Source organism: Mycolicibacterium setense (assembly GCF_000805385.1).
Taxonomy (GTDB): domain Bacteria; phylum Actinomycetota; class Actinomycetes; order Mycobacteriales; family Mycobacteriaceae; genus Mycobacterium; species Mycobacterium setense.
Genome location: NZ_JTJW01000008.1, coordinates 450769 through 472176 on the forward strand (window position 1 = coordinate 450769; position 21408 = coordinate 472176).

Annotated in this window: 11 protein-coding genes; 3 read left to right on the forward strand and 8 right to left on the reverse strand. The window is 68.5% G+C overall.

What is annotated here, in order from left to right:
• Nucleotide 1: 1 nt before the first annotated feature.
• The 5 genes from mbtD to QQ25_RS20505 are packed head-to-tail and all read right to left on the reverse strand — an operon-like array spanning nt 2 to nt 9520.
• On the reverse strand, nt 2–3061 hold the full coding sequence (gene mbtD, locus QQ25_RS20485) for a mycobactin polyketide synthase MbtD (protein ID WP_082017613.1): 3060 nt from the start codon (nt 3059–3061) through the stop codon (nt 2–4).
• Nucleotides 3058–4404, reverse strand: coding sequence for a beta-ketoacyl [acyl carrier protein] synthase domain-containing protein (locus QQ25_RS20490; RefSeq protein WP_052235937.1), 1347 nt, complete (start codon nt 4402–4404; stop codon nt 3058–3060). Before QQ25_RS20490 ends, mbtD begins: the two co-directional genes overlap by 4 nt.
• Nucleotides 4394–5140, reverse strand: coding sequence for a thioesterase II family protein (locus QQ25_RS20495; RefSeq protein WP_039322072.1), 747 nt, complete (start codon nt 5138–5140; stop codon nt 4394–4396). The genes QQ25_RS20490 and QQ25_RS20495 overlap by 11 nt, the downstream gene beginning before the upstream one ends.
• Nucleotides 5137–5907, reverse strand: a complete 771-nt coding sequence (locus tag QQ25_RS20500) for an AMP-binding protein (RefSeq protein ID WP_039380687.1) — start codon at nt 5905–5907, stop codon at nt 5137–5139. Before QQ25_RS20500 ends, QQ25_RS20495 begins: the two co-directional genes overlap by 4 nt.
• A 52-nt stretch (nt 5908–5959) precedes the next feature.
• Nucleotides 5960–9520, reverse strand: coding sequence for a non-ribosomal peptide synthetase (locus tag QQ25_RS20505; RefSeq protein WP_039380689.1), 3561 nt, complete (start codon nt 9518–9520; stop codon nt 5960–5962).
• Between the two features lie 94 nt (nt 9521–9614).
• Between QQ25_RS20505 and QQ25_RS20510 the strand changes: the two genes are divergently transcribed.
• Nucleotides 9615–11264 carry a (2,3-dihydroxybenzoyl)adenylate synthase gene (locus QQ25_RS20510; protein ID WP_039380690.1) on the forward strand — a complete coding sequence of 550 codons (1650 nt, stop codon included), beginning with the start codon at nt 9615–9617 and terminating at the stop codon, nt 11262–11264.
• On the opposite strand, the gene QQ25_RS20515 is transcribed toward QQ25_RS20510, so the two are convergent.
• The 3 genes from QQ25_RS20515 to hemW all read right to left on the reverse strand — a co-directional run bounded on the left by QQ25_RS20515 (nt 11254) and on the right by hemW (nt 19360).
• On the reverse strand, nt 11254–16407 hold the full coding sequence (locus QQ25_RS20515) for a type I polyketide synthase (RefSeq protein WP_039380692.1): 5154 nt from the start codon (nt 16405–16407) through the stop codon (nt 11254–11256). The genes QQ25_RS20510 and QQ25_RS20515 overlap by 11 nt on opposite strands.
• 228 nt (nt 16408–16635) lie before the next feature.
• On the reverse strand, nt 16636–18027 hold the full coding sequence (locus QQ25_RS20520) for a salicylate synthase (protein ID WP_039380694.1): 1392 nt from the start codon (nt 18025–18027) through the stop codon (nt 16636–16638).
• A 160-nt stretch (nt 18028–18187) separates the two neighbouring features.
• The gene (gene hemW, locus QQ25_RS20525) at nt 18188–19360 is read right to left on the reverse strand and encodes a radical SAM family heme chaperone HemW (protein ID WP_039380696.1); all 1173 of its coding nucleotides are present in this window, start codon (nt 19358–19360) and stop codon (nt 18188–18190) included.
• Between the two features lie 93 nt (nt 19361–19453).
• On the opposite strand from hemW, the gene QQ25_RS31645 reads away from it, so the two are divergent.
• Both QQ25_RS31645 and QQ25_RS20530 read left to right on the forward strand, forming a co-directional pair.
• Nucleotides 19454–19570 carry an Ms4527A family Cys-rich leader peptide gene (locus QQ25_RS31645; RefSeq protein ID WP_407661813.1) on the forward strand — a complete coding sequence of 39 codons (117 nt, stop codon included), beginning with the start codon at nt 19454–19456 and terminating at the stop codon, nt 19568–19570.
• Nucleotides 19571–19683: 113 nt separating this feature from the next.
• Nucleotides 19684–21372 carry a nitrite/sulfite reductase gene (locus QQ25_RS20530; protein WP_039380698.1) on the forward strand — a complete coding sequence of 563 codons (1689 nt, stop codon included), beginning with the start codon at nt 19684–19686 and terminating at the stop codon, nt 21370–21372.
• Nucleotides 21373–21408: the final 36 nt, after the last annotated feature.

The window sequence follows — 21408 nt, forward strand, 5'->3', positions numbered from 1 at the left end:
GTCAGTCACGCGAAAATGCTTCCTTTTCAGGTCTTTCCAAATGCTCGATCACTTCGGCGGCGGTGGCGCCCCCGAGGATGGTGGCCAGCGGCACCGATCGGCCGGTGGCCTTCTTGAGCTTCTTGCGCAGATCGATTGCCAACAGGGAGTCGACGCCCAGATCCAGTAACGACGTGTCGATATCCAGTGCGGAGGTGTCGGTGAGCTTCAACACGGCCCCCAGCGCGATCCGCATCGCTGCTGCCGCGTCAGCTGCATCGCCGTCCGGCACCTCGGGGGCGTCGCTGACGGCAACGGCGGGCTGATCGGGGCCGAGGAACGTCCGCAGTCGCTCGGCATCGGCGGTGAACACAAGTGGATCTGAGGGGTAATCCCGCAGACCGGCCTCCACCGCGAGGTCGGGCGCCATTGCCCGCAGTCCGGACCGCTCTACTCGGCTCACCTCGGCCGAATCGATGATGCCGTCCCCCGGCCACAACCCCCACCGCACCGCGGTGGCGTGCCGCCCCTCGGACCGCAGTTGCTCGGCGAGCGCATCCAGTAATCGGTTGGCCGCCGAATAGGCGGCGTGCCCGTATCCGCCCCACCGGCCGGATACCGAGGAACACAACACGATCCGGGCCTCCGGCCGCAGCGGCCAGGCCGCCGCGAGGTTGGCCAGGCCGCTCACCTTGGCCGCGAACGTATCCCGCACGGCCGCGCCGGTCAGGTCGCGGCCCGGCGCGAGGGTGGCAGATGCGGCGGTGTGGATCACCAGTGACGCCGGGCTGATCGACAACTCGGCGATCACCGCGCCGATCTGCGCCGGGTCGGTGAGATCGCAGCGGGGGGCCAGGATCTCGGTCCCTGCAACAGCCACGTCGGCCAGGTTCGACAACCGTTCATCGTCGAGTCCGCTGCGGCTGAGCAACACGATGCGTCGCGCGCCGTGGGCGGCGAGGTGATGGGCATAATGCAGGCCCACCGCTCCGGCTCCGCCGGTGATGACCACCTCATCGAAGATCCCCGACTCCGCGGTCCACGCTCGTGCGTCGGAGGTGTCGTCGCGCATCTGACGGCTCCACACCGTGGGCCCGGATCCGCTGTCCCGCACGGCGATATGGTCCGCGTCCGTCAGCATGGCGGTGATCGCCACCACCGCGGCTGCATGGTCGAGCGGGGCCGTGGGCAGGTCCAGGTGCCGGAAGCTCTGGTCGGGATACTCGTAGCCAAGGCTGCGGTGCATCGCGGCCAGTGCCGCGGCTTGCGGGCGCAGACGCTCGCTGCCGACCTGTTCGCCGCCGGTGGTGACCAGCCACACGTCACGGGTCGCGGACGTGATCGCGCCGACATAGTCGAGCAGTCCCTCGTCGATGCGCCCGCTCAACTCTTCGGCGGCAGCCACCGTATCGGCGGCGTCGGAGATCGGTGACAGCACGACCAGCAGATCCGCATCGTCAGGCTCGGCGGGTGTGGCTCCGGAAACCGCAGCGACGGCATCGCGCAGCGCATCGGACGCTCCATGCCCACCCGACAGGTCGAGCAGTGCCACGCGGCGTTGCCCGGCCGGTTCCGGCTTTGGGGCTGATTCGACCCAATGCTCGACACCCACGGTCAGGCCTGCTACCGGCGGTAGCGGTTGCGGTGTGGCCCAGAGATGTTCGGCCCGCATGGGCGCGAACGGGAAGTCGCGCAGCGGGGCGGGCGCGTGCTTGGGCAGGTCTTGCCAGCGGTAGCCCGGGTCGGCCATGGCGACCGAGACGATGTTGGCGCTGAGGCGCTCGGCGATCGGCTCGTCGCGTCGTCCCGACCCCACCATCACCACCGGACCTCCGGTGAGCTCGGCCGCGTCGTCGAGCAGATCGCCCATCGCGAACAGCAGCGCCGGGTGCGCCGACAGCTCCACGAAGATGCGCGCGCCGCGACGGGCGGCCGTCTCGATGGCCCGGTCGAACCGCACGGTGCTGCGCAGATTGGTGTACCAGTAATCGGTGAATCCGGTACCCGCCTCGACCACGTCGGCGGTGGACGAGCCGATGAACTGTACCGCGGATTCGCTGAATTGCGCTGCAGGCAAGAGTGATTCGAGCTCGGAGTAAGCCGAGTCCAGTGCGGTGGTGTGCGCCGGGAACCACATCTCGATTTCCTTGGCGAACAATCCGCGTCCGGCCACGGCCGCTACTGCCGCGGCGACCGCGTCGGTCTCACCCGACACCGCGACCGATGACGGAGAGTTGACCACCGACAACTCCAGCCAACCCGGTGTCTCGGCGACCACTTTCGACGCCTCGTCGGGGGTGATCCCGAGTACCGCGACGCGGTAGGGCCCGGTCAACCGGTCCAGGATGGTGGCGCGGGCGATCACCACAGCGACAGCCTCCGGCAGCGTGATGCTGCCTGCCACGTAGGCGGCGCCGATCTCGCCGAGACTGTGGCCCACGGTGATATCGGCCAGCACGCCGCAGGAACTCCAGACCTGGGCGAGCGCAACGCCGTGGACGAACTGTGCGCCCTGAATCTGCACCTGGGAGTAATCGTTGGTGACTGCGCCCGAATCCGGTTCGGCCAGTAGATAATCCAGTGGGGACGCCGCGCCGGCCGCGTGAAATTCCGCCGCGCACCTGTCGACTTCGGCCCGGTAGACCGGCAACCGGTCATAGGCCTCGCGGCCCATCGACGGCCATTGGCTGCCCTGGCCCGGGAACACAAAGGCGATGCGTGCACGAGCACCCGATGCCTGCGGCCCGCCCTGAGCCCTGGTGACCAACGGATGGTCGGTGCCTGCGGCCAGTGCGTGCAGGCCCGCGGCGAGATCGTCACGATCGGCGGCCCGCACCACGGCCCGATGGCGGCGAAGGCGCCGCGTGGACAGGAGCGTGGCGGCGATGTCACCGGGACTCACCTCGGGACGCGAATCCAGATAGCGCAGGATGGCCGCGGCGTCGGCGCCGATCAATTCCTCGGCATGCGCGCTCAGCAGGACGGCGGTGCGCCCGTCCGGCAAGGTGTCGGCGCTGCTCTCAGGCCGCCGCTCGCCGGCATCGCCCTCAGGCAGCACGATTCGCTCGCAACCCTCGCTCATGCGGCGACTCCGGGAGCCTCTGGAACCTCAGGGACCGAGATGACGACATGCGCATTCGTGCCGCTCATACCGAAGGCCGAGACGGCACCGATGCGCCGGCCGTCGACCGCGGGCCACTGGGTGAGTTTGGTGGCCAAGCGCAAACCCTGGGCATCCCAGTCGATCTCGCGGCTGGCCTCATCGACATGCAGGGTGGCCGGGATGGCCGCACGCTCGGCGGCCAGGATCACCTTGGCCAGGCCGAGCCCGCCCGCAGCGGCCTGTGAATGCCCGACGTTGGACTTCACCGACCCGAGCAGGGCCCCGGCCCCTGGGGCCGTGGCCCCGTAGGTCCCTGCCAGGGAACGCAATTCGGTCCGATCGCCCAACCGGGTGCCGGTACCGTGCCCCTCGATCATGCCGACGTCCTCGGGCCGCACACCGGCCTGCTCGATCGCCTTGCTGAACAACCGCTGCTGAGCACCGCCGCTGGGTGCGGTCAAACCAGTGGTGCGGCCGTCCTGGTTCACCGCGGTCGCGCGGACCTCGGCCATGATGCGCCGTCCGTTGCGCAGGGCCGCCGATCTGCGTTGCAACACGAACATCGCCGCGCCCTCGGCCCACACCGTCCCGCTCGCGTGCGCGCTGTAGGGGCGGCAGTGACCGTCATCGGACAAGGCATGTTGTTTGGAGAACTCGACGAAGTAGCCGGGAGTACCCATCACGCACACGCCGCCGGCCAATGCCATGTCGCAGTCCCCCACCCGCACCGCGCCCACGGCGGTGTGAAACGCGGTCAACGCCGACGAACACGACGTGTCGACGGTCAGCGCCGGGCCGCACAGATCCAGGGTGTAGGCGATCCGGCCGGAGATGACGCCCAGCGACGTGCCGGTGATCAGATGCCCGCTGTGATGCGAGAACTCCGACAGTGCCGGCCCATATTCCAGACCCGACGCTCCGACGTAACAGCCCACGTCATGGCCGGCCAGATCGTCTGGGTTGATGCCGCTGTTCTCCAGCGCGCGCCACGCGATGCGCAGCCCGATGCGTTGCTGCGGATCCATGGCAACTGCCTCACGCGGTGAGATCCCGAAGAACGCGGGATCGAATGTTGCTGCGCTGGACAGGAACCCGCCGAGATCGTGGATCCGTTTGAAGCCGTCGCGGCGGGAGCCGTCGAACAGCTCACGTACGGACCAGCCGCGGTCGGTGGGAAAGCGGCCGAGCGCTTCGCGCTGCTCGGCCAGCAGCGACCAATAGTCGTCGGCCGTCTCGATCCCGCCGGGAGCCTCCAACGCCATCCCCACGATCACCACCGGATCCGCGGTGTCGGGCTCGATCTGCTGCCCGCTAGAGCTCATTGACCAGCTCCGCCACATCCTCGAGCTGCTCGTTGAGGTAGAAGTGCCCGCCGTCGAACATCGAGCAGGTGTAGGCCCCGGTGGTGTGGGATTCCCAGCGCCGCAACATGTCTTCACTGATCCGGTGGTCGCGGTCGCCACCCAGCGCATAGATGTCGGCCCCGATCGTCACGTCGGCGTCACACGAGTAGCGGTTGAATGCCGCGTAGTCGGCGCGCACCGCCATCAGGAGCAGTTCGACGAAATCCTCGTCGGCGAGCAGCGCTTCATCGGTGCCGCCGAGATCGACCATCTCGGCCAGGATCTCGGACTCGGCCATCGGCAGTGCGGGCGCGGCCGCCACGGCCGACGGCGCCTCGCTGGCCGACACCCACAGGGCCTCGACCGCCACACCGTTGCGCTCGGCGATGCGGGCGAACTCGAAGGCCACCACCGCGCCCATGCAGTGACCGAACAGCCGGATCGATCCGACGGCGCCCCAGTCGGCCGCGTCGAAGAGATCCTCGGCGAGTGCGCCCACTGTGGGCGCGGCCGGATGGGACAACCGATCGCCGCGTTGCGGGTATTGCATGACGTAGGCGTCGGACCCTGCTGCGGCCAGCGCCATCCCGAACCCGCGGTAGGCCAGCGCCGCGCCACCGGCATGCGGGAACACCAACGTGGCTGTTGAGCTCTCGGACCCTGGATAGCGCTTCACCCAGGGCTTGACCGTGATCTGGGTATCCGGCGGCGTCACGACGGCACAGCGGTGTCGAGAGCGGCCACCGCATCCCGACGCCGTGCGGCCAGCGCGAAGCTGTTCATCCGCCGCTCGGGGTTGCGGCGCGGGGCATCGTCGGCGACGACGATGCCTGCGCCCGCGGTCAGCGCCACCAGCACCATCAGGATCGGCGCCGCGGCACCGGCAGCCGAGAACGCTCCGATGCGGTCATCGCCGCTGACGCCGAGGCGCGCGCTCAGTTCCACGACCGCATCGTGAGCGGCGGCGTGGGTCACCACCGAGAATCCGTCCTCGTCGAGCGAGCCCAGGAGGAAGGCGGGATCCGACGGCCCCGAGGGCACCGGGGTGACGTCGCCCGTGCGAGCCCCGATGCGCAGCGCTTCGGAGACGGTGAGTGCGGGTAACCAGTTGGGCGGTCCGTCGCCGGTGAACAGTGCCATGCGCACGCCGGTGCGCTCCAAAACCGGTTCGGCCGGGTCGGCGGTGTCGATCGGGACGCAGACGCCACCGGCCGCGAGGATGCCCAACGTGGCGATCACCGTGTCCAGACCGGTGGGGCCCACGATCGCGACCCGATCACCTCTGCGGACCCCGGCCACCGCGAGGGCCCCGGACACCGCGAGCGTTTGCTCCCGCAACTGCGAGTAGGTCCAGCACGTTGTCGGCCCCATCACGGCGATGTCGTCGGGCGCACCGTGCGCGTGTGTGAAGAAGCCCTGGTGCAGCGGCTCGGCCGCGACGGTGTGCGTGGTCTGTGTAGTCGTGCGACTTACGGCGTCCACAACGACCTCCTGACGATAAGCAAAGCCTGCCCTAACTGAAGTAACTCTAACCTTAGTTGCCCAACGCGGGTTCTGGGGACGTGCGTGCCAACTCGGAGGCCACATCGGCGCTGTCCATGCCTGCGACCTCGAGATACAGCTCGGAAACGAGCTCAAGACGGTCCGAACCCGCCTCCCGGCCGGACAGCAACACGGCCATCTCGGCCACCGTCCGGGCCGCGAAGACGTCGGCGACCATGACGGTCGAGGTGTCGAGCCAGTCCCGGATCCGCGCCACCAGCTGCGTCCCCAGCACCGAGTCGCCGCCGAGGGCGAAGAAATCGTCGTCGACGCCGACGCCGGACTGCCCGAGAACCTCGCCGAAGATCGCGCACAGGGCGGTTTCCAGCGGACCCGACGGCGCCCGGTAACCCCTGGCCTCCGGAGCCCCGACCGCGGTGAGCATCCGCACCACCGCGATGCGGTCAGCCTTGCCACGGGCGTAGGGAATCTCGTCGGCCACCAGAAGGACCTGCGGGATCATGTGCGCCGGCACCATCTCGGCCAGTGCGGTGGTCACCGATTCCGGATCCAGGCCCTGGTCGTGGCCGGCCTGATCTGCGCGTACCACCGCACCCAGCAGATCGTGGCCGCCCTCGACGGGAACGAGCACCGCGACCGCCGCGTCCACACCGGGAACGCGGCACAATGCGCCTTCGACCTCGCCCAGCTCGATGCGGAAGCCGCTCACCTTGATCCGATGATCGGCCCGGCCGACGAATTCCAGGGTGCCGTCGGGCCAGGAACGCACCAGGTCCCCGGTGCGGTACCAGCGGCGCCCGTCGTACTCGACGAAGCGTTCCGCGGTCAGGTCGGGGCGTCCGCGGTACCCGCGGGCGATGCCGCGTCCACCGACCCAGAGCTCTCCTGGGACCCAGTCAGGGCAGTCCTGGCCTCTGGCGTCGACGACGCGGCAGCAATTGTTCGTCAGCGGCACGCCGAACGGCACCGACGTCCAGTGCGCCGGCAGGGCGTCGTCACCGAATCCGACTTCGAAGATCGTGTTGTGTGTCGCGGTCTCGGTCGCCCCGCCGAGGCCGGCGAAACGAACCCCCGGCGCCGCGGCGCGCAGCGCCCGCACCAGGTCGGGACGCACCCAGTCACCTCCGGTGGGCACCACCCGCAGGGATGAGAGAGGACCGGCGGTGCCAGATGTGGCGGCTCCGCCGGCGGTGCCAGATGTGCCGGCTCCGCCGGCGGTCACCAGCATCTCGAGCCAGCCCGTCAGGAAATGCAGCACCGTCACCTGGTGCTCGTCGATCAGCCTGATCCACACATCCGGATCGCGGCGGTGTTCCTCGTCGACGACGACCATGGAGCCGCCGGACCGCAGGGTCCCGTAGACGTCGATCACCGACAGGTCGCATTCCAGGTGAGACAACGCCAGGCAACGATCGGCCGGGCCGATGTCGAAGTGGTCGTTGATGAACTCGATCGTGTTCATCGCCGCGTCGTGGGTGATCTCGACGCCCTTGGGCTCCCCGGTGGAGCCCGAGGTGAACAACACGTAGGCCAGGTCATCCGGGGTCAGGCTGACCGGCTCGAAATGCGCCGGATCACCGATGATCTCGGCGTCGGCGACGGTCAGGTGCGGCAACGCGGGATGCTCTGACCCCGATCCACAGATCAGGGCGAAGTCGACGCCACCGGTGTGCAGGATCCGCGCAGCCCGATCGGCGGGCTGGTCGACACCGACCGGCAGATATGCCGCGCCCGCCATCGAGATGGCCAGCAGCGCGATGACCTGCTCGACACTCTTGGGACCCAGCACCGCGACCACTTCACCCCGGCACACTCCGCGGGACTGCAGCGCGGCCGCCACGGCCAGCACCTTGTCCCGCAACTCGCCGTAGGTGAGATTGCCTGCGCTGCAGAACACCGCTGGCGCATCCGGGGCCGCGTCCGCGTTGGCGAGAAATCCGGTGTGCAGGACATCGCCACTGGGTGTCGAGGCCGACGCGTTCAGTTCGGCGCGCACCTGGCGTTGCTGCGCGGAGGCAGCGGGCGGATCCGGGGCATCCCAGGCCGCGTCATCGGTGGCCAGGCGCCGCAGTTCGTCCAGGTGATAGGCGAACATGGCCTCGGCCACGCCAGGCCGGAACGCCTCGATCCGAACGTCCCAGTTGATCATCAGACCGTCGGCGATCGGCGTGGCCTGCGCGTCGATCAGTACCTGTGGGCCCTGCGAAATGGTCCATACCGGCGCCCCGAACTGGTCGGTGACGTCGCCTGCGAACAGGTCACCCAGTCCCAGTGCGCTGGTGTAGACGATGGTGGCCAGCGTCTGGCTGCCGCGGTGGCGGCTCATGTCCCGCAGCACATCGAGCCCCGACACCGAGGAATGCGCGGCGGTCGCGTGCAGCGTCTCCTGCACCACCCTGGCCCGGGCGGCGGGGGTATCGGCACCCGTCAGATCGATGTCGAGCAACAGCGACGAGGTGAAGTCACCGACGAGCTTATCGACATCGGGGTGGTAGGGCTCCCGGCCGAACATCGGCAGGTTGAGCAGGAACCGGGACTGTGTCGACCAGTGCGCCAGTGCATTGGCGTATGACGCCCCGACCGCCATGGCCGGGGTGATCCCGCGCCGGTGTGCCGCCGCGAACAATGCGTCGCGGGTCGGCACGTCGAGCACCTGCCACAGCCGGATGCTGCGATGCGGGTTGCGCTGATCCGACAGCGGAACCAGTGGCAGCGCAGGCGGATCCGGCAGATCGGGCACGCGATCGGACCACCACTGCCGATCCCGTTCCGACGGCGGCGGCGCCGACGCGGTCAGCCGGGCCCGGTATTCGCGGTACGTGTAGCCCAGAGCGGGCAGTTCGACGCCGCGGTAGAACGCAGCCAGATCGGCCATGAAATTGCGGTAGCTGACGGCATCCGCGCACTGCATGTCCATGTCGACATGGAGACGCGTGCGCCCACCGGGCAGCAGTGACAAGCTCAGCTGCAGAACTTCGTCGTGCAGCATCTGATGGGATTTGGTCTCCCTGGTGAGCTCCAACTGTGCTTGTGCCGCAGCCTCATCCAGATCGCGCAGGTCGTAGACAGTGACCGGCAACGGGCGGTCACCGATCCGCTGGGTCCCGTCGGGCAGGATCTCGACCCGCAGCATGGGGTGGCGCGCAGCCAGTTTCGCCGCGGCCGCCTGCAGCCGCTGCGGGTCGACACCGGTTCCGTCGAACTCGACGTACAGGTGCGCGCCGACGCCGCCGAGCTGCTGATCCTGGTTACGGCCCACCCAGAAGGCGTGCTGGATCGGGGCCAGCGGGAACGGTTCACCGTCCTCACCCGCACCACCGGTTTCGGTCACGGGGTCCTCGGCCGGGGCATCCGGGGTGTGTTCGGCGACCAGGTCGATCCATGCCGAAACAGTGGGATTGGCTGCCAGAGCCGCGAATCCGACGTTGATGCCCTGCTTACGCCACCGGCCCGACAGCGACATCATCCGGATCGAGTCGAGCCCGGAGGCGATCAGATCAGCGTCGGGGTCGACATCATCAGGGCTGACACCCAGGAGTTCGGCGACCTCGTCGCGGACCGTCTGGGAATTCGTCGCCACCACGCTCACCATCCTCCGAACAATTAGTAAAGGCTGCCCTAACTTAGTGGAGGTTATCCTATATTCGATCTGCCGACACACTTACCCGAGGGGAGCCAGAACACCGATGACCACCGGTTTTGACCGCGAACTGGACGAACTGGCAAACGGATTCACCCCGTTCCCCGAGGACCGTGCCGAGGTGTACCGCGAGCTCGGCTACTGGCAGGGCAAACCGCTGGACAGCATCCTGCGCGAGGCGGCGCAGCGCTGGCCCGACAAGCCCGCCGTGGTCGACGCCACCGGTGTCCACACCTTCGCCGAACTGGACGCGCTGGCCGACCGCATCGGCGCGGCACTCGCCGCCCGCGGGATCGCGCCCGGCGACCGCATCCTGGTTCAGCTGCCGAATACCCGCGAATTCGCCGTTGCCACTTTCGGTTTACTGCGCGCGGGCGCTGTCCCGGTGTTGTGCCTGCCCGGTCACCGATCGGCCGAGCTCGGCCACTTCGCCGCGGTCAGCGGCGCCGTCGGACTCGTGATCCCCGACGTCATCGCCGGATTCGACCACCGCGACCTGGCCGCCCAGATCGTCGCCGAACACCCGCGGTTGCGCCACGTGCTCGTCGACGGCGACCCGGGGCCCTTCCAATCCTGGTCAGCCCTCAAAGACTTCGAAGCAGCCGGCCCGCCGGACATCACCGTCGACACCAGCGGTCCGGCCGTCCTGCTGGTATCCGGCGGCACCACCGGGCTACCGAAGCTCATTCCCCGCACCCACGACGACTACCTCTACAACGCCGCCGCGTGCGCACAGGCCTGCGAAATGGTGCACGACGACGTGTATTTGGCGGTGCTACCCGCCGGGCACAACTTTCCCCTCGCCTGCCCCGGCCTGCTCGGGTCGATGACCGTCGGTGCGACCACCGTCTACACCGATGACCCTAGCCCCGAATCGGCCTTCGCACTGATCAACACCCACGGTGTCACCGTGACCGGACTCGTCAACGCCCTGGCCAAGCTGTGGGCCCAGGCCTGCGACTGGGAGCCGGTGCTGCCCACCTCTCTGCGCGTCGTCCAGGTCGGCGGATCAAGGATGTCCCCTGAAGAGGCCCGCTTCATCCGGGAGGGCCTGAGCCCGGGACTGCAACAGATCTTCGGAATGGCCGAGGGCATGCTGAATTTCACTCGGCCCGGCGATCCGGTGGACGTGGTGGAGCACACCCAGGGCCGGCCGATGTCCCCGCACGACGAGATGCGGGTGGTCGATGAGGACGGCAGCGAGGTCACGCCCGGACAGGAGGGTGAGCTGCTGGTGCGCGGGCCGTACACGCTCAACGGCTACTACCGCGCCGAGGAGGCCAATGCCCGGTCCTTCAGCCCCGACGGTTTCTACCGCACCGGGGACCGGGTCCGAATCTTCACCGACGGGCCGAGGGCCGGCTACGTCGAGGTGACGGGGCGGATCAAAGATGTCATCCACCGCGGCGGCGAGACGGTGTCGGCCACCGACCTGGAGGACCACCTGCTGACCCACCCGGCGGTCTACGCGGCCGCCGCGGTGGCGCTGCCCGACGACTACCTCGGCGAAAAGATCTGTGCAGCGGTGGTTTTCAAGGGCGCGCCGATCACCCTGGTGCAGCTCAACGAGTTCCTCGACCAACGTGGCGCGTCGGCCCACGCCAGGCCCGACATGTTGGTCCCGATGTCGACCCTGCCCGCCACCGCGGTGGGCAAGGTCGACAAGAAGAAGTTGATCGCCGCGATCACCGGCTGAGCGAACGTCCCGCCTCGGGGTCCAGCAGCTCGACGATCCTGGCTGTCACTGCCGCCGCGGTGGGGTGCTCCCACAGCAGCGTCGGCGGCAGTGACAGCCCGGTTTGCTTCTCGAGCTGGCGACGCAGCCGCACCGTCATGATCGAATCGACCCCCAGCTCCACCAGCGGAAGGTCCACGTTCACGTCCGACTCGGCGAGCCCCAATTGGCTTGCCACCGCGGTTAATACGTGTGCCGCGAGCTTTTCGGGGTCGAACTCCCCCGCGGCCGGCTCCGCGATGTCAGGCTCCTCCTCGGGTGCCACATCCGCCAGGATCGGCACGGCCGCGGCCGCGGGCAGGACCGGCAGGACCACGACATTGGCCGTGTCCTCACGCATCGCCAGGTCGAGCGCGCGCATCGCATCGTCGGCTCCGACCGTGCCCATGCCGAGCGCGTCGAGTTGGGCCGCGACGAACTCCGAGGTCGAGCCCATCCCCAGACCGCGCCACGCGGTCCAGGCGACGGCGGTGGTGCGGTCCCCGAGGCTGCGCCGGTGCCGGGCCATGCCGTCCAGGAACGAATTGGCACAGCCATAGGCACCCTGCCCCGGGAAACCGGCCAGGTAACCGCATGAGGAGAACAGCACCATCCAGTCGAGCTGGGCAGGCGGGAACACCTCGTGCAGCGCAAGAGTTCCCTGCACCTTCGGATGCATCGCGGCGGCGAACTCGTCGGCGGTCGTATTCATCAGCAGCGCACCGGCTTCCACCCCGGCAGCGTGGATGACACCGCGCACCGGCGGCAGCGGGCGCAACACCTCCCGCAGCGCATCGGCCGATCCGGGTGCTGCGATGTCCACCGCTGCGACGGTGACCGACACTCCGCGTTCCTCGAGTGCGGTGACCGCACGCACTGCCGAAGACTCGGTGCCCTCGGCCCAGGCCGACCGGTCCCCCAGGCCCGAGCGTGATAGCAGCACCAGACGGCGGGCGCCGAGATCGGCCAGGCGCTGGGCCATCCGCAGGCCGAGCACACCGGTGCCGCCGGTGATCAGATACGTCCCGCCCGGAGTGCACTGCATCGGGCTCGCCTGCACCGCGACTCCCGATCCCGATGCGGACAGGCGGGCGGCCAGGGCCACCCCGTCGCGGACCACCAGGACTCCGTGCCCAGCCGTTGATCCCAGCGCCGTCAGCGGAAGGCGCCCGTCGGCCACGTCGACGACACCGCCCCACAACTGCGGATGCTCGGCTGCGGCGACCCGGCCGAGGCCCCACAGCGGTGCGTGGATCACGTTGGCTCCCTCGTGGACACCAACGGTGAGCGCCCACAGCCGCGCCGACAAGCCCACGCGCTGCTGCAAGGCCAATGTCCGGACCACCAGGTCCACGGCGGCCTCGGGTGCGTCATCGTCGCGCGGCAACACCAGCACGACGGCGTGATCGCCCAGTTCGCTTGGCAGGGAGCCGAAATCGACGATCGATTCCAACTCCGTCGGGTCTTCCACCGCCACGTACGGCACGCCGGCCTCGGTCAGATCGTCCACGGCGGCTTCCAGCCTGTCGACGTCACCGCCCACCAGCACCACCCCACTGGGCGGGCGCTCGCCGCGAGCCGGCACCGGATGCCACGACACCCGGTGCACGATCCGGCGGACATCGGTCGCCGAGGACTCGCGGCCGGGATTCTCCAGCTCCTCGAAGGTCATTCCGTCGATGGAGAGCAGCACCGTTCCGGACTCGTCGGTGATCGCCACATCGGTGGTGGTGGTGCCCGGCCTGCGACGCACCGACAGCATCGCGGTCGCCGGCGGCGCGGCCTGTACCTGCACCCTTTCGATGGCGGCAGGCATCCGCAACCGGGGCGGACCGTCGAACGTCGTCGAGGCAGCCGAGGTGGCCGCGTCCACCAGTGAGGCCCACGTGCTCGGTTGTGTGCCGTCGGGCTCGGATGTCACCCGGGCCAGCAGCTCACCTTCGCCGCGGCGCAGATCCTCGATGTCCCAACCGAATCCCATGGCAGCGACTCCCAGCTCGGCCAGGGTGTCGATGACGTGACGGGGCGGCAGCAACTCGGTGCAGCGGGCGCGGGCCGCATCGAGGTCGACATCGGCGACCTCCGCGCGGACCGGATCCACCACCGCGCTGCTGTGCGTCAACCATCCGCCGTCCAACTCTTCGCCGGCGTCGGCCAGCCGCGAGGCCAGGGTCAACTCGCGGTCGGTGAGCACCACCTGGAGATCCCGGGCGCGGGCCGGAGCCACCGGCGTTCGCAGCCGCACATCTGTCAATGCGGCGCCGGTCGTCGACGCCGCGCCGGCTGCCAGGAAGGTATTCAGCAGCACCGCGGCAGGCACGATTTCGGTGCCCTGCACCGGATGGTCACCGGGATAGGGCCGGGTGTCGAAGTCCAGCCGGGTCTGCCACATGCGGGTGGTGACGGTCCCAGCCACGTCGGTACGCCCGCCCAGCAGCGTGTGGCCGGTGGGGTCGTGCACCGCCCGCCCACCGGGGGCGGCGGTGGGCACCCGCCAGAAGTGCCGATGCTGCCATTGGGTGACGGGCAGGTCGGCGGCCCACGGATCAGCCTGGCCGACACCATGATCGATCTCGGCGCCGTGGCAGTACAGCGTGGCGATCGCGGTCATGACCGCCGGCGACTCGCTCGTGTCGCGACGCAGGAGCGGTACCACCGCGTGGTCGTCCATGCCCAGGTGCAGCAGGGTCTCGACGATCGAGTGTGAAACCACGGGATGTGCGGACACTTCGAGGAACAGCCGGTGTCCATCTTCGGCTGCCGCTGTGACGGCCTCGGCGAACCGGACCTGCCCGCGCAGGTTTTGCACCCAATAGTCGGCGTCCCTCGGTGCGCCGGAGCGCGCGTCGGCCAATGCCGTGGTGTACAGCGGGATCACCGCGTCCCGCGGCGGCTCGAGCCCCGCGACGCTGTCGGCCAGGGCACCGGTCAGATCGTCCATCGCGGGGCTGTGGAATGCCACGTCGGTGTTCACCCGGCGCACCACGATGCCGTCGGCTGCCCAGGATTCGCAGACCCGCTCCACCGCTTCGGTCTGGCCCGAGATCACACAGGATTCCGCCGAGGCGCTGATGGCCGCCACCACGTCGGTGCGTTCGCCGAGCCGCCGTTGCGCCTCCGCGAACGGCAGCCGGACCAAAGCCATGGCGCCGCAACCCATCACGGCGCGGAACCCGCGGGCCCGGTAGCACGCCACGGCGGCACCCTGGCGCAGTTCGAACACCCCGGAGACCACGCACGCCGCGACCTCACCGACCGAGTGACCGATCACCGCGGCAGGACGCACGCCGCGCTCGCGCAGTACCGCGGCCAGACCGACCTGCATCGCGAAGGTCAGCGCCTGGATCCGGTCGGTGCCACCCAACTCGCCGCTGCTCAGCGCCTCGCGGGCGGAGAAGCCGAGCTCGCGCCCGAAGACCTCGTCCACCTCGTCGATGACGCGCGCGAAAGTTGGCTCGGCCGTGAGCAACTCACGGCCCATACCGGTCCAGTGCGAGCCATGTCCCGAGAACACCCACACGGCGTCCCGCGCCTGCCCGCCGGGAAGTTCTCCGGTGACCACACCGCCACCGGCCTCACCTTGCGACAGTGCATCCAGGCCGGCGATCAGTTCATGCCGATGCTCGGCGATGACAGCGGCCCGGACCGGTTCGTGCGAACGCCGGGCCCACAATGTGGTGGCCACCGGCGCCACTTCCTGATGGCCCGCGCGCAGATGATCGGCAAGCGCTTCGGCCTGGCGGGTCAGTCGCTGCACGGAACGCGCCGAGAGCGGGACGATGACCGGGCCGGACACCTCCAGTGGGGAGTCCTGTTGTGCCGGAGCCTCTTCGAGCAAGATATGCGCGATGGTGCCGCCGTAGCCGTAGCTGCACACCGCGGCCTGACGAGGGGTGTCTGTGCGCGGCCAGGGTTCGACCTCGGTGGGCACCCGAAGTCCGCTGCTGTCCCAGTCGACGGCGGCGGTCAGTTGCCGCAGGCCGGCGGTGGGCGGGATCGCCTCGTGGTGCAGAGCCAGGACGGTCTTGATCAGGCCCATCACCCCGGCACCGCCCTCGAGGTGGCCGATGTTGGGTTTGACCGAACCGATACGGCAGCGGTCCTGATCAGCGCGTCCGACGCCGTACACCTCGGCCAGCGCCCCGACCTCGGTGGGATCGCCTGTGGGAGTTCCGGTTCCGTGCGCCTCGATGTAGCCGACGCCGGCTGGTTCGACTCCCGACATCGCGCATGCGCGCCGGAACATGTCGGCCTGCGCGGCGCCGTTGGGCGACATGATGCCCACCGTTCGCCCGTCCTGGGCGGTGGCACCGCCCCGTACGACCGCCAGGATGCGGTCGCCGTCGCGTTCGGCGTCGGCGAGTCGTTTGAGGACCACGACGCCGGCTCCCTCACCGCGGCCGTAGCCGTCGGCTGCGGCATCGAAGGTCTTGCAGCGGCCGTCGGGGGCCGTGGCTCCGGCCTCATCGAGCACGCGCGTCAAGCCGGGGCCGATCAAGGCGCTGACGCCGCCGGCCAGGGCAAGGGAGGTCTCGCCTGCCCGCAGCATCTGGCACGCCTGATGCACCGCGACCAACGAGGCCGCGCACGCGGCGTCCAGCGCGACACTCGGCCCGCGGAGATCGAGCAGATGCGAGACCCGGTTGGCGATGCCGCACAGCGAAGTACCGATACCGGTCCACGCGTCGATGCCCGGCAGGTCCTCCATGATCAACTTGCCGTAGTCGTCGGAGTTGACGCCCATCAGCACCGCGGTGTCGCTGCCGGCCAGCGCCCTCGGCGAAACCCCGGCGTGTTCGAGAGCCTCCCAGCTGACCTCTAGCGCGAGCCGCTGCTGAGGGTCCATCACCTCGGCCTCGCGTGGCGAGACGCCGAAGAACTCGGCGTCGAAGCCGGCGAGATCGTCGAGGAAGGTGCCGAGCCGGGTGACTTCACGCAGGACAGCCGCATTACGCGGATCACGCCGCAGGTAGGGCTCCCAGCGCTCCTCGGGCACCTCGGTGACGTGGCTACGGCCCTCGACGAGGAAGTTCCAGAAATCCGCCGGCGTCGCGACATTGCCCGCGACGCGGCAGCCCAACCCGATGACGGCTATGGGTTCCGGGGTCGAGTGGTCGGGTCCCATGTCAGCAGGACCCCGTCCGAAGGTAAGTCTGGATAGGCTTGCCTAAATACGCTGCCGACATGCGGACAATAGTGGCACACGATCCGAGAGAGCAGGAGTTCTACCTCAGAACCAGCTGTGAATCTTCTGGGACGCCCCCAGGTGGCGATGACGTGCGTGTTTATCGATCGAGGCGGCGGTCGTGGCTACCTGTTCGCGATCGCGGGTGGCCGCCGTCGGCGTGTTAGCTCACTCACATGTCGGTTCGGCTCCCTCGACGAGGTACGGCGACAACGTGCTCAGCTTCTCGCAGGTCTCCTCGAACTCGCGGTCGGGCGTGGACTCGGCGATGATCCCGGCTCCGGCCCGCAGCCAGGTGTGGCCGTCGGCTTCATAGGCAGCCCGTAGCGCGAGCGCTGCATCGAGCGAACCGTCGGCCGAGAACATCGCCACGGCGCCCGAATACAGTCCACGGGGCAGTTCGTCGTGGCGAAGAATCGCCTCGACGCCCTCCGCCTTGGGAATTCCCGATGCCGTCACCGCCGGGAACAGCGCTTCCAGTGCGTCCATGCGGTCCATCGACGGGTCGAGACGGGCCCCCACCGTGGATCCCAGGTGCTGGACACTTCCGCGCTCACGAATGGTCATGAAGTCGGTGACGGTCGCCGTGCCGGGTTCGGCGACTTCGGCAATCTCCTTGAGCGAACTGCGTACCGATATCGCGTGTTCGACGATTTCCTTGGAGTTGGACTCCAGGTCGTCGCGGGCCGCCTGATCGTTGGCGGCGCCGCGGCCGAAAGCCCGGGTTCCGGCCAGTGGTTCGGTCACCACGAGCCCGTCCTGGTGCACGGCGGCAACGAGTTCGGGACTGTAGCCGAGCGCACGCAGCGGACCGAGCCGCAACAGAAATGACCGGGCCGGATTGTTGTGCCGGCGGCCCAGCCGGTAGGTCGACGGGAAGTCGAGGCGGAAGGGTACGTCGAAGCTCCGCGACAGGATCACCTTCTGATACCGACCCCGTCCGATCTCGTCGATCGCGGACGCCACCCGGTCGCGGTAGGCGCTGCCGTCCTGCCGGATGTCAACGCCTCGGGGGGCGGCGGTGGGCGCGACTCCCTCGGCGATCAGGCGCCGCACGACATCGTGGTGGATCTCGCCGCCACCGAGCACGGTGACCCGTTCCGCGGTGACCTCGATCTGCACCCGCGGGCTGAAGACCCGGGCCAACGGTGTCTTCGGCGCCAACCGGTCCTCGAGACCGAACTTGAACGCGCCGAATTCGAATGCGACCCAGCCGAATGCGGTGTCGGCATAGGTTTCCGAGTCGGCAAGCATGAGATCCACCGCTTCGCCGAGCACACCGCCCGGCTTACCGGTCCATGACCGACGGGCCGCTACCGCGCCATCCCGGGTGAGTCGCAGTTCATCGCTGTCCAACTCGACACCACACTGCGCTCCGCAAGCCAGAATCCACCGGTTTCCCCGCTCGTACACCACGTAATCGCTGCCATCCTCGGACAGCGCGCGAGCGATCTCGGCGACCAAATCGGCTGGGCCGGTCGCGTTGTCACCTGCAGGCAGCTCGAACGAGGCGAGCGCGGCCGAAGCATTGCAGTCAGCTTGGTCGTTCCGTGTGAGCATTCCGCAAAGCGTAGCCTTGCCTTACTCATCGCACAGACCTACGTACTTGCCACGTATCTACTACGGAATCAATATCTCCCGCATAGGATTTGCACACCTGGCTCCAGCGCTAACACAGGCGTCTCACAGGCTTCGCACAGACGCCCGCTGGTTGTGTCTCCTACCCCAGCAAGTCCCGGACGACCGCGTCAGCGAGCAGGCGACCACGGTCGGTCAGCACCAGGGCATCGCGTTGCCGGAGGAGAAGCCCTTCACTACACAGCGTTTCGGCGCGAGCCAATTCGACAGTGTCGAGCAGCGCCACCGGGAGGCCATCACGGACCCTGACTCGCAGCATCACGTCCTCAACGTGCCGGTCAAGATCGTCGAGCTGTTCGAAATCGGCTATCGGCAGCCGATTTTCGGCGAGCGACTGCGCATAGGTATTGGGATGCTTGACATTCCACCAGCGGGTGGCGCCCAGGAAGCCGTGTGCTCCCGGTCCGGCCCCCCACCACTGGCCACCGTCCCAGTAGCCGAGGTTGTGCCGGCACTCCCCGCCCTCGCGACTCCAGTTCGACACCTCGTACCAGTGCAGGCCGGCCGCGGACAGCGCGGCATCGAGCAACTCGTAACGCTGCGCCAGGACGTCGTCGTCGGGCCGGGCGATCTCACCGCGGCGCACCCGACGGGCCAGCGCGGTGCCGTCCTCCACGATCAGCGAGTACGCCGACACGTGGTCGACGCCGGCGCCCACGGCGACGTCGATCGACCGCCGCAGATCATCGTCGCTCTCCCCCGGTGTGCCGTAGATCAGGTCGATGCTGACGTGCTCGAATCCCGCGGCCCTGGCTTCCACGGCCGCTGCCGGTGCGCGCCCCGGGGAGTGCGTGCGGTCCAGCACCGCCAGCACCTGCGGCGCGGCCGACTGCATACCGAGAGAAATTCGGGTGTATCCGGCCTCACGCAGAGTCGCGAACATCTCCGGAGAGGTGGATTCCGGATTGGCCTCGGTGGTCACCTCGGCATCGACCGCCAGGTCGAAGTTGTCGCGGACCGCTCCGAGCACCGCGGCCAGGCCGGCACCGCCGAGCAGCGAGGGCGTGCCGCCGCCCACGAACACCGTCTGCACCGGCACGGAGCCGACGGTGGCCGCCGCCAGTCGCAGTTCGACGCGCAGCGCGGCCAGCCAGCCGTCAGGGCTGGCTCCCCCCAGCTCGGACGCCGTGTAGGTGTTGAAGTCGCAGTATCCGCATCGGGTGGCACAGAACGGGACATGGATGTAGATGCCGAACGCGCGTCCCGGCACGTATGCCAACTGGGGTTGGCCGGCGAGCTCGGTGCGCATGGTCATGATCTGATTTTCCCAGACTGTCCAGCGACGACTTTTGCTCACCCTGAGCGCAAATATGGCCCGGTTAGGGCAGGTGACGACAATCGTGGCACAATGGCGGGCGTGACTGCCGCCCACAACAGCACCACCCGCGTACAGCTGGTGGCTCGTCGGCATGTCGATTACAAGCGCGTCTGTAGCTGTTGCTGTCTGCCTTGCATCATGCGTTGATTTCGGACCCCGCCCGCCCCATAGTTTCAGCTGGCACCGGATCTGCGCCGCCGGACAGCCACCGGTGATCTGCGCGGTCTGCATGCCAGCTCCTTTATCCGAGGAGCACAACAGTGACCACCCCCGAGGCACCTGCCAAGGCCGACCGGCCCGCCAAGCGCCCACGCGACGAAGGCCAGTGGGCGCTGGGCAACCGCGAGCCGCTCAATCACAACGAGCAGTTCAAGCAGGAAGACGACGCACTCAACGTGCGGGCCCGCATCATCGACGTCTACTCGCGGGACGGCTTCGCCAGCATCGCCAAGGACGACCTGCGCGGCCGGTTCCGATGGATGGGTCTCTACACCCAGCGCACTGAGGGCTACGACGGCACCTTCACCGGTGACGACAACGCCGACCTGCTCGAGGCCGAGTACTTCATGATGCGGGTGCGCACCGACGGCAAGGCTCTCTCGGTCCAAGCCGTCCGCACCCTCGGACAGATCTCGGTCGACTTCGCGCGCGACAGCGCCGACATCACCGACCGGGAGAACCTGCAGTACCACTGGCTGCGCATCGAGGACATCCCCGAGGTCTGGCGCCGCTTGGACGAGGTCGGCCTGCAGACCATGGAAGCCTGCGGCGACTGCCCGCGCGGCATGCTGGGCTCTCCCCTGGCCGGCGACTCGCTGGTCGAGGTGCTGGACCCGACACCGGCGCTGCGCGAGATCGAGCAGCGCTACATCGGCAGCCCGGAATTCTCCAACCTGCCCCGCAAGTTCAAGACGGCCGTCTCGGGCTTGCAGGACGTCGCCCACGAGATCAACGACGTGTCGTTCATCGGGGTCAACCACCCCGAGCACGGGCCCGGCCTGGATCTGTGGGTCGGCGGCGGGTTGTCCACCAACCCGATGCTGGCGCAGCGCGTCGGCGTGTGGGTGCCGCTCGAAGAGGTCGCCGAAGTGTGGGCGGGCGTGGTCGGTATCTTCCGCGATTACGGTTACCGCCGCCTGCGGTCGAAGGCGAGGCTGAAGTTCCTGGTCAAAGACTGGGGCGTAGAAAAGTTTCGGGAAATTCTCGAGACGGAATACCTGCACCGCAAGCTGCACGACGGCCCGGCTCCCGAGCAGGTGCCGCACACCGTCGACCACGTGGGTGTGCAAAAGATCCGCAACGGCCTCAACGCGGTCGGCGTCTCGGCGATCGCCGGACGTGTTTCGGGCACCATCCTGACCAAGGTGGCCGATCTGATGGAGGCCGCCGGCTCGGATCGCGCGCGCCTGACCGCCTACCAGAAGCTGATCATCCTGGACGTGCCCGACGACAAGTTGGATGCCCTGCGCACCGGTCTGGATGCCCTGGGCCTGCAGTCGCAGCCATCGCACTGGCGTCAGAACCTGATGGCCTGCACCGGTATCGAGTACTGCAAGCTCAGCTTCGCCGACACCCGCGGCCGCGCTCAGCACCTCGTTCCCGAACTCGAGGCACGACTGGGCGACCTCAACGCGGAGCTCGATGTGCCGGTCACCGTCAACATCAACGGCTGCCCCAACTCGTGCGCCCGCATCCAGGTCGCCGACATCGGTTTCAAGGGCCAGATGGTGGACGACGGCAACGGCCCCGAGGAGGGCTTCCAGGTGCACCTCGGCGGCAGCCTCGGGCTGGACAGCGGTTTCGGGCGCAAACTGCGCCAGCACAAGGTGCTGGCCACCGAACTCGGCGACTACATCGAGCGGGTTGTCCGCAACTTCGTGAAACAACGCGAGAGCGGCGAGCGTTTCGCCCAGTGGGCCATCCGGGCCGATGAAGGTGACTTGCGATGAGCCGCTTGCGCGAAGAGCGGACAGACGAGGTGATGA

Excerpts from the sequence above, each read along its gene's own strand:
- mbtD (WP_082017613.1), bottom strand. The coding sequence starts at position 3,061 with ATGAGCGAGGGTTGCGAGCGAATCGTGCTGCCTGAGGGCGATGCCGGC.
- QQ25_RS20490 (WP_052235937.1), bottom strand. The coding sequence starts at position 4,404 with ATGAGCTCTAGCGGGCAGCAGATCGAGCCCGACACCGCGGATCCGGTG.
- QQ25_RS20505 (WP_039380689.1), bottom strand. The coding sequence starts at position 9,520 with ATGGTGAGCGTGGTGGCGACGAATTCCCAGACGGTCCGCGACGAGGTC.
- QQ25_RS20510 (WP_039380690.1), top strand. The coding sequence starts at position 9,615 with ATGACCACCGGTTTTGACCGCGAACTGGACGAACTGGCAAACGGATTC.
- QQ25_RS20515 (WP_039380692.1), bottom strand. The coding sequence starts at position 16,407 with ATGGGACCCGACCACTCGACCCCGGAACCCATAGCCGTCATCGGGTTG.
- QQ25_RS20520 (WP_039380694.1), bottom strand. The coding sequence starts at position 18,027 with ATGCTCACACGGAACGACCAAGCTGACTGCAATGCTTCGGCCGCGCTC.
- hemW (WP_039380696.1), bottom strand. The coding sequence starts at position 19,360 with ATGACCATGCGCACCGAGCTCGCCGGCCAACCCCAGTTGGCATACGTG.
- QQ25_RS31645 (WP_407661813.1), top strand. The coding sequence starts at position 19,454 with ATGGCGGGCGTGACTGCCGCCCACAACAGCACCACCCGCGTACAGCTG.